The organism is Microbacterium sp. GXF6406 (assembly GCF_054798215.1).
Genome location: NZ_JBSJZH010000002.1, coordinates 98049 through 111567, shown reverse-complemented (window position 1 = coordinate 111567; position 13519 = coordinate 98049). Strand labels below are relative to the sequence as shown.

The 13519-nt window shown below is 66.4% G+C and carries 12 protein-coding genes; 10 read left to right on the top strand and 2 right to left on the bottom strand.

The annotated features are described in order from the left end of the window. The first annotated feature begins 1 nt into the window (after window position 1). The 6 genes from ACWAUG_RS02085 (at window position 2) to ACWAUG_RS02060 (ending at window position 6780) form a co-directional block, all read left to right on the top strand. Entirely contained in the window at window positions 2-901 is a 900-nt protein-coding gene (locus ACWAUG_RS02085) for a transporter substrate-binding domain-containing protein (RefSeq protein WP_460800877.1), read from the top strand. 114 nt (window positions 902-1015) lie between these two features. Then, on the top strand, window positions 1016-2203 hold the full coding sequence (locus ACWAUG_RS02080) for an acyl-CoA dehydrogenase family protein (RefSeq protein WP_460800875.1): 1188 nt from the start codon (window positions 1016-1018) through the stop codon (window positions 2201-2203). Window positions 2204-2205: 2 nt separating this feature from the next. Then, window positions 2206-3582, top strand: coding sequence for an MmgE/PrpD family protein (locus ACWAUG_RS02075; RefSeq protein WP_460800873.1), 1377 nt, complete (start codon window positions 2206-2208; stop codon window positions 3580-3582). Continuing rightward, window positions 3582-4715: a beta/alpha barrel domain-containing protein gene (locus ACWAUG_RS02070; RefSeq protein ID WP_460800871.1), complete on the top strand. Its 1134-nt coding sequence runs from the start codon at window positions 3582-3584 to the stop codon at window positions 4713-4715. The genes ACWAUG_RS02075 and ACWAUG_RS02070 overlap by 1 nt, the downstream gene beginning before the upstream one ends. A gap of 15 nt (window positions 4716-4730) precedes the next feature. After that, window positions 4731-5978, top strand: coding sequence for a CaiB/BaiF CoA transferase family protein (locus tag ACWAUG_RS02065; RefSeq protein WP_460800869.1), 1248 nt, complete (start codon window positions 4731-4733; stop codon window positions 5976-5978). A gap of 4 nt (window positions 5979-5982) precedes the next feature. After that, window positions 5983-6780, top strand: a complete 798-nt coding sequence (locus ACWAUG_RS02060; protein WP_460800867.1) for an enoyl-CoA hydratase/isomerase family protein — start codon at window positions 5983-5985, stop codon at window positions 6778-6780. Between the two features lie 24 nt (window positions 6781-6804). Here the strand turns inward: ACWAUG_RS02060 and ACWAUG_RS02055 are convergent, their stop codons facing one another. Together ACWAUG_RS02055 and ACWAUG_RS02050 are read right to left on the bottom strand one after the other, a co-directional pair. After that, window positions 6805-7572 (bottom strand): IclR family transcriptional regulator, encoded by a 768-nt coding sequence (locus tag ACWAUG_RS02055; protein ID WP_460800865.1) that lies wholly within the window; start codon window positions 7570-7572, stop codon window positions 6805-6807. 3 nt (window positions 7573-7575) lie between these two features. Continuing rightward, window positions 7576-8733, bottom strand: coding sequence for an MFS transporter (locus tag ACWAUG_RS02050; RefSeq protein ID WP_460800864.1), 1158 nt, complete (start codon window positions 8731-8733; stop codon window positions 7576-7578). Between the two features lie 205 nt (window positions 8734-8938). Here ACWAUG_RS02050 and ACWAUG_RS02045 point away from each other — a divergent pair, with 205 nt between their 5' ends. From ACWAUG_RS02045 to ACWAUG_RS02030, 4 genes are all read left to right on the top strand, one after another. Then, window positions 8939-9850: a transporter substrate-binding domain-containing protein gene (locus ACWAUG_RS02045; protein ID WP_460800862.1), complete on the top strand. Its 912-nt coding sequence runs from the start codon at window positions 8939-8941 to the stop codon at window positions 9848-9850. A 28-nt stretch (window positions 9851-9878) separates the two neighbouring features. After that, window positions 9879-11555 carry a thiamine pyrophosphate-binding protein gene (locus tag ACWAUG_RS02040; protein ID WP_460800860.1) on the top strand — a complete coding sequence of 559 codons (1677 nt, stop codon included), beginning with the start codon at window positions 9879-9881 and terminating at the stop codon, window positions 11553-11555. 158 nt (window positions 11556-11713) lie between these two features. Continuing rightward, the gene (locus ACWAUG_RS02035) at window positions 11714-12490 is read left to right on the top strand and encodes an electron transfer flavoprotein subunit beta/FixA family protein (protein ID WP_460800858.1); all 777 of its coding nucleotides are present in this window, start codon (window positions 11714-11716) and stop codon (window positions 12488-12490) included. Further along, window positions 12490-13464 (top strand): electron transfer flavoprotein subunit alpha/FixB family protein, encoded by a 975-nt coding sequence (locus tag ACWAUG_RS02030; protein ID WP_460800856.1) that lies wholly within the window; start codon window positions 12490-12492, stop codon window positions 13462-13464. The genes ACWAUG_RS02035 and ACWAUG_RS02030 overlap by 1 nt, the downstream gene beginning before the upstream one ends. The last annotated feature ends 55 nt before the right edge of the window (window positions 13465-13519 follow it).

Below are 13519 nucleotides of genomic sequence, written 5' to 3'. Positions count from 1 at the left end.
CGTGCACACGAAAACCTTCACGCGAATCCTCGGAGTCGGCGCGGCCGTCGCGCTCATGACCGGAACCCTGGCGGCCTGTTCCAGCAACGAACCCGTCGCCGAGTCGATGGACTTCTACGGCCACACCGTGGAGTTCAACCAGGAGCTGGCCGACCGGGTGCCGGCGGAATGGAAGAACGGGATCACCGTTCCTCTTCAGGTTCTCCGGCCGAACATGTTCGTCGACGAGGCGGGTAAGAACGTCGGTATGCAGCCGGACCTCGTCAACGCGATCGCCACGAAGCTCGGGGTCTCCGTCGACATGGAGGTCGCGCCCTTCGATGCGCAGGTTCCGGGTGTTCAATCCGGTCAGTACGCCTTCACGACCGCGACGGGCGACTTCCCTGCGCGGCAGGAAGTGCTCACGATGGTCGACTACACGATCGCCGGGCTCGGCTGGCTCGCGAAGGCCGATTCGGACATCTCCAGCGTCGATGACATCTGCGGGCTCACGATCGGCGTCGCCAAGGGAACGAACCAGGAGGTGCGTGCGGAGGAGATCGTCGAGGAGTGCGACAGCAAGGGCATCCCGGGCACCGAGATCATCGGCTTCTCGAACACGCTCATGACGGTCCCGCTCGAGGCGGACCGCATCGACGTCACCTATGACTCGATCTCGTCTGTCGTCTACTTCGCGGCAAACGAGTCCGACAAGTTCATGATGGTCGGCGATCCGATCCACGATGCGCCGATCGCTTTCGGTGTGGTCGCGGGCGAGGACGAGAAGGCGGAGCTGCTGCGCGACACGATCAAGGAGCTCATGGACGAGGGCGTCTACACGGCGATCTTCGACCAGTGGCAGCTGCAGGACCTGACGCTCGACGACGTCGCCATCAACGGCGGCCCCGACATCTTGAATTGATCATGCGCATCCGGACGGAATCGATCGACTGAATTCCGCTGGATGCGACGGGTGGCTCCCCGGGGAGCCGCCCCCGAATTAACTGGGCTCAGACAGACACAGAGAGGTGACGACATGGCACACAAGATCGCTTCGTCCGCGTACGGATTGACCGAGGAGCAGCTGTCGATCCGCGACGCGATCGACCAGCTCTGCAAGCCTTTCGACGACGAATACTGGCGCAAGGGCGACCGCGAGCGCTCCTACCCGACCGAGATGGTCGACGCGCTGTACGAAGAGGGCTGGATGAGCATGCTCATCCCGAGCGAATACGGGGGAGGCGGCGCCAGCATCTCGGATGCGGCGGTCGTGCTCGAGCAGCTTGAGCGCAACGGATGCCACGCAGGTGCCGTTCGCGCCGGCATGTACACGATGGGCAGCATTCTGCGTCACGGCAGCGAAGAGCAGAAGAATCGCTTCCTGCCGCAGATCGCCGATGGAAGCCTGCGTCTGCAGTCCTTCGGCGTGACCGAGCCGGATGCCGGTTCGGACACCACGCGCATCCGCACATTCGCCGTGCGCGAGGGCGACAAGTACATCGTCAACGGCAGCAAGATCTTCACCTCCCGCGTGCAGCACTCCGACATGATCCTGCTGCTGACGCGAACCACGAACCGCGAGGACGCCGCGAAGCCGTCGGCGGGCATGACCACGTTCCTGGTGGATCTCAACGAGGCTCAGGAGAAGGGCTGGATCGTGGCGAACCCGATCCGCACGATGGTCAACCACGAGACCAACGAACTGACGATCGCCAACCTCGAGGTGCCGGTCGAGAACCGCATCGGCGAAGAGGGCGAGGGGTTCAAGGTCATCCTCTCCGGCATGAACGCGGAGCGGATCCTCGCTACCTCGGAGTACATCGGCCAGGGAATGCACCTTCTCGGGCGCGCTGCGCAGTACGCGAATGAGCGTGAGGTCTTCGGCCGTCCGATCGGCATGAACCAGGGGATCCAGTTCCCGATCGCGCAGGCCTATGCCGAGTTGGAGGCGGCATCGCTGATGCGTTGGCGCGCAGCCGACATGTACGCGGCGGGGGACAACCCGCGTTTCGAGGTCAACGGCGCGAAGCTGCTGGCCAGCCAGGCCCTGTGGAAGGCGGCGAACGCGGCGTTCGACACCTTCGGCGGCTACGCCGTGGCTGAGGAGTACGGCATCGAGCGGCACTTCCGTGAGGCGAAGCTCCCCTCGATCGCGCCGGTCAGCAACAACGTGGTGCTCGCGGGCATCGCGCATGGCACGCTCGGTCTGCCCAAGTCCTTCTGACCATGGCCGTCGATCTGCGCGAGAGCGCGCTCACCGAACGGCTGGCGGTTGCCGTGCTGACCACCGAGGTCCCGGCGTCGCTGCAGGAGCGGGAAGTCCGTCATGCCCTCATCGACACGCTCTCGGTGTCGGTTGCGGCATCGGGTGAGGACGGAATCCGTCGACTGCGATCGGTGACGGCGTTGGACGCGGACGCCTCGGCTGCGGCGTGGGTGCCCGGAGAGGGCGCGACCGCCGGTTTCATCAACGGCACGGCGGCGCACTTCTTCGATTTCGATGATGTGTCGCCGACCATGCCGTTGCATCCGAGTGCGGTGCTCGTTCCCACGCTGCTCGCCGCGGATGACGGCCCTCTTTCGTTCGAGCGGTTCGCCGAGGCGTTCATCGTCGGGCAGGCGGCTTTCCGCACGATCACTCAGGCGCTGCCGAGTGCGCTCCATTACGGTCGCGGCTGGCATTCGACGTCGACGGTGGGGCGCCTGGCGGCCGTCGCGGCGCTCGCTCGGCTGAAGAACCTCGATGTTCCGACGACGCAGCGGGCGCTCGCTCTGGCCTCGACGATGGCTGCGGGATCGCGGGCGAATTTCGGGACGATGGCGAAGCCGATGCATGTGGGCATGTCGGTGCAGGATGCTCTGCGCGCCGTGGACTGGGCGGAGGCCGGCATCACCGCCTCGCTGCAGGAGCTGGAAGCGCCGTCCGGATATTTCGCCCGCTTCGGAGAGGCGGGACATCAAGCGCTCGTCGACCTCACGGTCGACGTGGAGGACCGGTTCGCGCAGTGGGTCAACGATTGGGCGTTCGACTGGGGGCTGAAGAGATTCCCCTCCTGCTACGGGACGCATCTCGCCATCGACGCCGTTCTCGACATGCGACTCGACTTGGGTGACGATACGACGCTGGATGTCGAGGCGATCGATGTCGTGGTGCATGAGAACGGCACCGCACCCTTGCAATCGGGCGAGCCCCGAACGGCCAATGAGGCGAAGTTCAGCCTCGAGTACTGCGTGGCCCTGGCCCTGCTGAATGGTGCCGTAACCTTGGCGGACTTCACGCCGCAGAGCTTCGAGAGCAGACAGGACGTGCGGGACATGGCCCGCAGGGTGTCGCTGCGCGAGGGAGAAGCCGGGCGCGAGTTCGCCACGGTGTCCATGCTGACGGCCGGCGGCCGGCGTCCGGATGCGACGGTGTATGCGGCTCGGGGCGACAGCAGCAATCCTCTGAGCGATGACGAACTGCGCACGAAGATCGCGTCCTGCTTCTCCTATGCGGGTATCGACGGCCCCGGTGCCGGACGCCTGCTCGACGCCGTCGGCTCTCTTGCTGCTGATGCGGATGTCCGGTCGCTTCCGATGGGTATCGAATGGAGGGATTCCTGATGGGTGGTTCGACGTCATTCTCCTTGCCGACGGTGACTCTCGTCGAGGAGGCGCTGCGCGAGGGGATGCAGATCGAGAGCGCGGATATCCCTGTTGATCAGAAGATCGAGCTTCTCGACCTGCTCTCCCGATCGGGGCTGCAGAACATCGTGGTCGGCTCGTTCGTCAGCCCCAAGTGGGTGCCGCAGATGGCGCAGATCGATGAGCTCGCCGAGCGATTCGAGCCCGCTCCCGGTGTCACCTACACGGCCCTCGCGCTCAACGCGAAGGGGCGCGAGCGCATCGCGCAGTATGCGCACAAGTTCAGCGATGGTGATCCGACGATCGGCGTCTCGCGGGTGCACCTGTGCGATGTCTTCGTGCAGCGCAACACGAACCGTACGGTGCAGGACGAGTGGGATGCTCTGCCCCAGGTGATCGCGGATGCTGCGGCTCGCGGCGTCGTCGAAGCCGAGGTGTGCGTGAATGCCGCCTGGGGCTCCAACTGGGTCGGTGCCTTCACGCAAGAGCAGCGGATGGACGCCCTGAGCCGCCAGATCGACGCGTGGGAGTCCGCGGGGATCCCGGTCACGCGTGTGCAGCTGGGCGATCCGATGAGCTGGAACACGCCGAAGGCCGTGCGCGAGCAGATTGCTCTGATCACCCGCACCTGGCCGCAGATCCGCCGGTTCCAGTTGCACCTGCACGACGCTCGAGGCACGGCAATGGTGTCCGCCTATGAGGCGATGCTGCAGCTCGACGGTGATGACGAGCTCGTCATCGATACGGGACTGGGCGGAATGGGCGGATGCCCCTACTGCGGCAACGGCCGTTTGACGGGGATGATCCCGACCGAGGATTTCGTGCACCTTCTCGAATCCGAAGGCATCGAGACGGGGATCGATCTGTCGATCCTGATCGAGGCGGCGGTGCTCGCCACCCGGATGACCGGGCACGATCTGTGGGGACGCGTTTCGAAGGCCGGGCCGCGACCGCAGGGGAGCGAGGTCTACGCGATGGACATGCCGTTCATCGAGACGTTCGAGCAGGCGCAGCACTTCCGGTTGGGGCCCGCGGCCTATGCGGGCGCTCCGTCGCCATGGGCGCGGCCGATCGCGTCGGCACAGCGAGACGATTACGACAACTCCATCTGAGGTGGAAAGGGAATCATGCAGACGAATGACCAGCGAGCGGGTTCGCTGAACGGGATCACCGTCATCGAGATCGGCACGAGCGTGGCGGCACCGTTCGGGACGCAGATCCTGGCCGATCTCGGTGCGACCGTGATCAAGGTCGAGCGCTTCGGCACGGGGGATGACAGTCGTTCCTGGGCGCCGCCGAGCTGGGACGGCCTGTCGGTGACGTTCCTCGCGCTCAACCGCGGCAAGCACTCGATGGTGCTCGACTACAAGAAGCCCGAGGGTGCTCAGCTGCTCTGGGAGCTGATCCGCAATGCCGATGTGCTGGTGCAGAACCTGCGCCCCGGGGCGCTCGCGAAGGCCGGGTTCTCCGCGGAGAAGATCAAGCAGGAGAATGCGGCGCTCATCTATGTCGAGATGACCGGGTTCGGATCCACGGGCCCGATGGCCGATCGTCCGGCATACGACCCTCTCGTTCAGGCCTACGGCGGGATCGTCTCCGTGACCGGTGCCGACGGCGGCGATCCGGCACGCGTTCCGGTCTCGGTGCTCGACATGGGCACGGGAATGTGGGTGGCGCTGTCGGTCTTCGAAGCGCTGCGACGCCGAGACATGACGGGTGAGGGCAGTCACATCGAGATGTCCTTGCTGCAGACGGCGCTGATGTGGATGTCCCCTCAGCTGCTGGCCGTCCAAGCCGGCAATCCGAAGCCGCGTCGGCTCGGATCGGGCTTCGGCGGGGTCGTTCCCTATGGAGCCTTCCCCGCGGCGCAAGAGGGGTACATCTTCATGTCGGCCGGCAACAACGACACATGGCTGCGTCTGCTCGAGGCTCTTGACGTTCCGGCGGACCACGCCGTGCGCGGGTACGTCGACAACGCGGATCGGGTGAACGCGCGTGACGCGGTGAACGCGCTGGTATCGGAGATCACCCGAGGATTCACGGTTGCGGAGATGGAGCGGCGGTTGCGCGCCGCCGGCGTGCCGCACTCGCCCGTGAACGACATTCCCGCTGTGCTCGCCGACGAGCAGGTGAATGCCCTCGGACAGATCGTGCCGATGCAGCATCCGGAGATCGACGACTATCGCATCGTGAATCTGCCGATGACCTTCGACGGCGAGTATCCGTTGGCGCAGGCGACGCCGCCGCCCGCCCTCGGAGCGGATAGCCGCGCGGTCCTGGGACGAATCGGAATCAGTGATGAGCGCATCGACGCTCTCGTCGACAGCGGAGTGGTCGGCGATGCCGCCGGCCGTGCAGAGAAGGAAGAGGGATAGGCGCATGTCAGTGATCGAGCTGGAAGACGGCCGTGTTCTCTACAGCGTTCAGGACAACGTTGCGCGGATCACGATCAATCGTCCCGAGCGCAGGAATGCGATGGATACCCGCACGACGAGCGCCCTCGTGGAGGCTTTCGTCGAGGCGGGCGCCGATCCGGACGTGTGGTGCATCGTTCTGACCGGCACGGGCGATAAAGCGTTCTGCGCCGGCGGTGATCTGAAGGAGATGGACGAGACCGCGCAGTCGGGCCGTCAGATCCCGGTGCCGATGATGGGGCAGCTGCGCAATCTCTTCGAGGTCATGCTCGAGACGTACAAGCCGGTGGTCGCAGCTCTCAACGGCCATGCGATCGCGGGCGGTTGCGAGCTGGCGCTGTCGAGCGATATCCGCATCGCGAAGGCGGGCTCGCAGTTCGGTCTGACCGAGGCCCGTCGGGGGATGGGGGCGAACCTCGGCAACATCCTGCTGCCGCGGCTCATCCCCCGCGGGCTCGCGTTCGAGCTGCTCTACACGGCCGACACGATTCCGGTCGAGAAAGCCCAGGAGATGGGCCTGATCAACCACGTCTACGACGAGGAAGACTTCGAGGCCGGCGTCGAGGAGATGGTGCAGCGCATCATCCGCAACTCGCCGGTGACGCAGCGCCGGTACAAGGAGATGGCGACGAAGTCGTGGGGCCTGCCGGTGAATACGGCACTGCGTCTGAACGTCGGCCCGAACCCGTACCTGTCGGAGGACAGGGTCGAGGGTGTGCGGGCGTTCCTCGAGAAGCGCGACCCGGTCTGGAGCAACCGCTGAGCCCCGCTGCGACGGTTCGCCCGATCAGTATCCGAGCTCGACGAGGTCGTTGCTGATGGAGCGGGCCGTCGCCTTCGCCCAGGGGGCGACGGTCGTCGGATCCGGGATCCGGGTGTCGGGGAAGGCGACGGCTATGGATGCCACGACCATTCCGTCGAAGCCGAACACCGGGCAGGCGACCGAGTAGCGGCCCTTCAAACCGTCGTCGCTGCTGATCGCGATGCCGCGATCACGGATGCGGGTGCGCTCCTGCTCCAGCCACTCGAGTTCGGCTGCTGCTTCGTCGCTCGTCTGCGCGAGGGCTTTCTGCAGCTCCCAGGCCTCATCGGAGTAGGCGAGGAGGACGCGGCCGGCTCCGGATTGGCTGAGCGGGGCGCGGCGCGCGACCCAGCGTGTGTCGGTTGAGCGGCGGACGCGCGTGATGCGGTCGGAGAACACCGTGTCGCTTCCGTCGCGCACGGCGAGGTAGACGGTTCCGGCTGTGTGGATGTGCAGGTCGACGAGGTAGGGCTGCGCCAGCTCGCGCAGAACCCGCACCTGTGGGGCGCCGACACCGAGACGCCAGATTCTCGAGCCGAGGCGGTAGCGGCCGTGCGAGACGTGCTCGACCCCGCCCCATTCGACGAGCGAGGCCAGGATGCGGTGCACGGTCGCGGGCGGCAGCCCGGTGCGCTGTCCGATGCGTGAGACGCTCATCTCGACGCCGCCCGCGAAGCAGTCCAGGACCAGAAAGGCGCGCCCGAGCACGGACCGACGTGCGTCGGGGCCTTCCGGGGCTTCGGGATCGGACACGGTTCAGTTCCTTCGATGGCGGTGATGGCGGCCATGAACGAACCAGTAGATGCCCATGGCCAGCAGCACCGTGGCTGAGAGAGCGGCGTAGAGGCCAGGATACCCGGCGATCGCGATGACGAATCCGAAGATGACCGGCCCCAGCGCGACGCCGGAGTCGAGCATCAGGTAGTGCGTCGTGAGGGCGATGCTGAGGCGTTCCGAGGATGCCCGTGTGACGGCGACGACCTGCAGGCTCGGAAGGAGCCCGCCGTAGCTCACGCCTCCGAGCACACCCGCCAGGATGAGGATCCAGGGCTGCGTCGCGAAGACGAGCGTGGCGAGGGCGACGGCGAAGAGCAGCATGAGCGGGATGACGACGGCGTTGTCTCCTTTGAGATCCTGGCGTCTGCCGGTGAACAGGCGTACGACGAACATCGCCGCGGCGAATGCGATGAAGTAGGCGGATGCTGCGGCAGGCATTCCCTGGGCGATCGTGTACGGCGCAAGGAACGTGACGATGCAGGAATACCCGAAGGCGCACAGGAGCAGTGAGAAGGAGATGGGCAGCGCCCGGACCTCGAACACGTCCGAGGGGCGAAGTCGGAAGCGTCGGGAGTGTTCGTCTGCGGTCGGCCGCCGCTCGGGCAGTCGTACGACGACGGCTGCCACGAGAGATACGGCGCCCGACAGCGCCGTCATCAGGAAGACGCCATTCGCTCCGACGGCGTCGGAGAGCGAGACTGCCAGCACGGGCCCGATCCCCATGGCGATCGTCGATGCCGACAGGAACAAACCCATCCCTTCGCCACGGCGGGTCGCGGGGATGAGGGTGACGGCGGCGGAGGTGATCCCGGTGGAGATCGCACCGAACGCGGCGCCGTGCAGCAGGCGCGTCGCGATCAGGGACGTGAAGGACCAGCTCAGCGGGTAGAGCGCTGAGCACAGCGTGAAGACGATCAGCGCGATGATGATGAGTCTTCTGCGCCCGATGAAATCCAGATACTTCCCGATGAAGATCCGCGAGATCGCGGAGCCGAGGATGAATGAGCTCGCCGCTAATCCGGCGGCTGAATCCTGCACGTGGAACATCGTTATGGCGTAGACGGCCATGTACGTCATGAGCGTGACGAAGACGATGGATGCTCCGAACTGCACGAGCATCGCCAGCGCGAAGCGCATCGTCCACAGCGGATCGGGTCGTTCGCCGGGCCCAGGTGCTGGGGGATTGCGGGAGAACATCAGGGGGATGCTATCGCCCGAGGCCTCAGCGGAGAGGCCGGAGCAGCGGCAAATTCTGCTGGGCGAGAGAGTGCGAGGAGTGGGAGCATCCGACTATCCATGATGGGAGCATCCTCAACGCCGAGAATGATTGGACCCGATAGGTATGCGCGCTTCATCCCGATTCAGCAAGGGCGCGGTGCTCGCCGCGCTCATGGCGACAGCCGTTGCACTGCCCGCCTGTTCATCGACGCAGAGCGCCGACGGCGCGGGGAATGAAAACCTCGAGATGTATGGACACACGATCGTCGCGGACCAGGAGCTCGCCGATCGAGTGCCCGCCGAGTGGAAGGGCGGGATCACGGTTCCCGTCAAGGTGCTGCAGCCGAACGCCTATGTGGATGAGACGGGCGAGGTCGTGGGCCTCCAGCCCGATCTTGTCGAGGCGATGGCCGCCAAGTGGGGCGTCGACGCGACCATGGAGGCCGTGGCATTCGACGGCCATGTGCCCGGTGTCCTGGCCGGCAAGTACGCGTTCACCGCTTCGACGGGCGACCACCCGCAGCGACGTGAGGTGCTCACGCTGGTCGACTATCTGGCGGCGGGCGTCGCCTATCTCACGGCAGCCGATTCGGATATCGAGACCAAGGAAGACATCTGCGGTCGCCACATCGGAGTGATCAAGGGCACGGATCAGGAATTGCGTGCTGAGGAGAAGGTCGAGGAGTGCGACGCCGCGGGGATCCCCGGCACGACGGTGACAGGGTTCTCGAACACCTTGATCACCGTGCCGCTCGAGGCAGGACGCATCGACGTGGCGTACGACAGCGTCTCGTACATGCTCTATATGGCCGACACCCAGCCCGATCAGTTCCGACTCGTCGGAGATCTCGAGATGGTCGCGCCGATCGCCTTCGGTGTGGAGAAGGGGCAGGACGACAAGGTCGCGCTCCTGCAGGACACTGTTCAGGCGCTCATGGATGACGGCGTGTACGACGCCATCTTCGCCGAGTGGGGCCAGCAGGAGCTCGAGCTCGACGCGGCGTATGTGAACCAGAAGGGGATGCCGGCTCTCTGAGGAGCGGGCATCGATAGGAGTGGACCTGATGAAGATCGATGAACTGATCGGACGCGCGGTTGCGCGTCTCGGCGGCGCGCACATGTTCGGCGTCGTGGGCAGCGGAAACTTCCGCGCGACGAATGCGGCGTTGGACGCCGGGGTCCCGTTCACCGGCTCGCGTCATGAGATGGGAGCCGCGTGCATGGCGGATGCCTTCGCGCAGACGACCGGGCGCCTCTCCGTCGTCACGGTGCACCAGGGCTGCGGGCTCTCCAACGCGTTGACGGGCATCGGTGAAGCCGCCAAGTCGCGCACCCCCGTGCTCGTCCTCGCCGGCGATACGCCGGGCGGGGAGTATGAGAGCAACTTCTGGATCGACCAGGACAATGTGGTCGCCGGGATGGGGGCCGTCCCCGAGCGCATCCACTCGCCGGCTTCTGCGCTGCGCGACATCGTCCGTGCTGTGACGACCGCGGTCGCCGGGCGTCGGACGGTCGTGTTCTCGATGCCGCTGGACTTCCAGAGGGCGGATGCCACACCCGAGCAGATCGCTGAGCTCGAGCGTCTTGCTCCTCCTGCTGCTCCTCCGGCTCCTGTCGCGGCGCCGGTATCCGTCGCTCAGATCGCGGAGCGTCTGCGCACCGCGAAGCGTCCGGTGTTCGTGGGCGGTCGCGGTGCGGCGGATGCCGCCCCCCAGATCCGTCGTCTCGCGGATCTGGCGGGCGCTCTGCTCACGACGACCGCGGTGGGGCGTGGCCTCTTCGCCGAGGACCCGTGGCATCTGGACGTCATGGGCGGCTTCTCCACAGACGGCGCCGCCGAGCTGATCGGGGACGCCGATGTCATCGTCGCGTTCGGCGCGGCGCTGAACCGCTGGACGACGCGGGATGGATCCTTCATCCGCAACCCGTACGTGATCCAGGTGGATGACACGGCAGCGGCCTTCGGCTTCCACTTCCCCGTCGACCTCGAAGTGCTCGGCGACAGCGCCCTCACCGCTGCGGCGGTAGCGGATCTGCTCGAATCCGAGGGGCCGCGCGCCGGCTACCGCAGCGAGGAGACCGCGGTCCGGGTGTCGGAATCCCGGCACTGGAGCGACCAACCGTTCGAGGATCGCAGCGAACCGGTCGACGCGAACGACCCGGACAGTGGCAGGATCGATCCCCGCGCTCTGACGAACGCGATCGACGCCATGGTGCCGATGGAGCGGGTCGTGGTCCCGGATGGCGGCAACTTCAACGCCTACCCGGCCATGCTGCTGCGCGTCCCCGACAATGACGGATACGTCATCCCGCTGGCCTTCCAATCGATCGGACTCGCGTTGGCGAGCGCGATCGGAACGAGCATCGCGCAGCCCGATCGCGTCACGATCGCAGGCGTCGGCGACGGCGGGTTCATGATGTCGCTGGCCGAGGTCGATACGGCCGTGCGCATGAAGCTGCCCCTGATCGTCCTGGTCTACAACGACCACGCCTATGGTGCCGAGGTGCACCACTTCGAAGAGGAGACGGAGCGACTGGAGACGGTCGTGTTCCCGGAGACGGATATCGCGGCGATCGGCCGCGGGTTCGGATGCGAGGCCATCACGGTTCGCCGGCTCGAGGACCTGGCGCCGCTGCAGGCCTGGCTCGATGGTCCGCGGGATCGTCCCTTCCTCATCGACGCGAAGATCGCCGACTTCCCCTCCTGGGTTCTCGCGCACAGCTTCGCCACGCACGAATAGGTCGCGTGCATGCGGCATCCATCGTTCCGTCCGACCCTGTTCCGGCGCTCTGTATACATTATGGGCGCCGGAGCGGGTGCGGGTCGGAGCAGAGCGGCCGGATTGCCTACATTCGGGCCCGGCGCAGTAGACTCGGCGACAGTCGTGAGGAGTAGTCGATGAAGATCTTCGTCCTGGTCAAGGAAGTGCCGGACACGTATGGCGATCGCAAGTTGAATCTCGAGACCGGGCTGGCCGATCGTGCCGCCGGTGACGTGGTTCTCGATGAGATCACGGAGCGTGCGCTCGAGGTCGCCCTGTCGTATGCCGACAAGAACGCCGGCACCGAGGTCGTGGCGCTGTCCATGGCCCCCGAGACGTCGACGGCGTCGATCCGCCGTTCGCTCGCGATCGGTGCGGGCTCGGCGGTGCATGTCGCCGATGAGAAGCTCGTCGGCGCAGACCTCGGTCTCACCGCCGAGGTGCTCGCTGCGGCGATCCGTCGGGCGGAACCGGATCTGGTGATCACGGGCAACCTGTCGACGGACGGCTCGGGAGGCATGTTGCCGGCGATGCTCGCCGAGCACCTCGGCTTCGCGAGTGCGACTGCGCTGAGCGCGGTCGAGATCGCAGCGGATGCCGTCTCGGGCACGCGCGCGGCGGATGACGGCGCCCAGCAGGTCTCGACGTCGCTGCCCGCGGTGATCTCGATCACCGAAGCCCTGCCGGATGCGCGTTTCCCGAACTTCAAGGGCATCATGGCGGCGAAGAAGAAGCCGCTCGAGGTGCTGTCGCTCGCGGATCTCGGTGTCTCGGCAGACCCGGGCGCCGCCCCGCAGACGATCATGACGACGGTGTCGGAGAAGCCTCCGCGCGCGGCGGGCGTGAAGGTCACCGATGACGGAAACGCCGGCGCGCAGCTGGTGGACTTCCTCGTGCAGAACAGGCTGGTGTGATGATGAGCTACCCCGAAGACGCGATCCTCGTTCTCGTCGATGTGACGCCCGCCGGTGACGCGGCGACGTCGACCGCGGCGCTGATCGGCGCGGCGTCGTTGATCGGCACGCCGGTCGTCCTGGTGCCCGGTGGCGCGCAGAGCGCGGTGGATGCTGCGGCTGCTGCCGGAGCTTCCGTCGTCCTGACCGCCGAGGCGGATGCCGCCGCCCTGACGGTTTCGATCGTCGACGCCCTGCAGGCGGCGTTCCAGCGGGTTCGCCCGAATGCGGTTCTCATGTCGAACTCGATCACGGGCCGCGATGTCGCCGGTCGTTTCGCGGTGCGCGAGAAGCTGGCGGTCTCGGTCGACGCGATCGGCGTCTCCCGCGATGATGAGGGCATCGTCGCGCACCACTCCGTTTACGGTGGGGCGTACCTGGTGGATTCGGCGCCGACGTTCGGTGCTCCGGTGATCACGGTGCGTCAGGGGGCAGTGGATGCCCGTGCCGAGGCTGTGGCCTCGCCGGCGGTCGAGGCGATCGAGGTGACGCCGTCGGGTGCTCGGGCGGCGACGGCCGGTACCGTCGAGGTCGTCGAGGTCGAATCCTCGCGTCCCGACCTGCGCGGTGCGGCGAAGGTCGTCGCGGGCGGTCGTGGTCTCGGGTCGAAGGAGCAGTTCGTGCTCGTCGAGCAGCTCGCCGATTCACTCGGCGCGGCGATCGGCGCCTCGCGTGCGGCGGTCGACGCCGGATACATCCCCTATGCGCACCAGGTCGGTCAGACCGGTGTCTCGGTCTCGCCGCAGCTCTATGTCGCGGTCGGCATCTCCGGCGCCATTCAGCACCGGGCCGGCATGCAGACGGCGAAGACGATCGTCGCGATCAACAAGGACCCCGACGCTCCGATCTTCGACATCGCCGACTTCGGCATCGTCGGAGACCTGTTCACGGTGCTGCCGCAGATCGTGAACGCTCTCGACGCACGGAAGAAGTAGACGGATGCTGAGACGCGGACTCCCTCGCGTCCCGGGCGGCGATCCTTGGCCTCCC

Bases quoted from the DNA above. Each gene is read 5' to 3' on its own strand.
- ACWAUG_RS02080 (WP_460800875.1), top strand. From the start codon at position 1,016: ATGGCACACAAGATCGCTTCGTCCGCGTACGGATTGACCGAGGAGCAG.
- ACWAUG_RS02075 (WP_460800873.1), top strand. From the start codon at position 2,206: ATGGCCGTCGATCTGCGCGAGAGCGCGCTCACCGAACGGCTGGCGGTT.
- ACWAUG_RS02070 (WP_460800871.1), top strand. From the start codon at position 3,582: ATGGGTGGTTCGACGTCATTCTCCTTGCCGACGGTGACTCTCGTCGAG.
- ACWAUG_RS02065 (WP_460800869.1), top strand. From the start codon at position 4,731: ATGCAGACGAATGACCAGCGAGCGGGTTCGCTGAACGGGATCACCGTC.
- ACWAUG_RS02060 (WP_460800867.1), top strand. From the start codon at position 5,983: ATGTCAGTGATCGAGCTGGAAGACGGCCGTGTTCTCTACAGCGTTCAG.
- ACWAUG_RS02050 (WP_460800864.1), bottom strand. From the start codon at position 8,733: ATGCGCTTCGCGCTGGCGATGCTCGTGCAGTTCGGAGCATCCATCGTC.
- ACWAUG_RS02045 (WP_460800862.1), top strand. From the start codon at position 8,939: ATGCGCGCTTCATCCCGATTCAGCAAGGGCGCGGTGCTCGCCGCGCTC.
- ACWAUG_RS02040 (WP_460800860.1), top strand. From the start codon at position 9,879: ATGAAGATCGATGAACTGATCGGACGCGCGGTTGCGCGTCTCGGCGGC.
- ACWAUG_RS02035 (WP_460800858.1), top strand. From the start codon at position 11,714: ATGAAGATCTTCGTCCTGGTCAAGGAAGTGCCGGACACGTATGGCGAT.
- ACWAUG_RS02030 (WP_460800856.1), top strand. From the start codon at position 12,490: ATGATGAGCTACCCCGAAGACGCGATCCTCGTTCTCGTCGATGTGACG.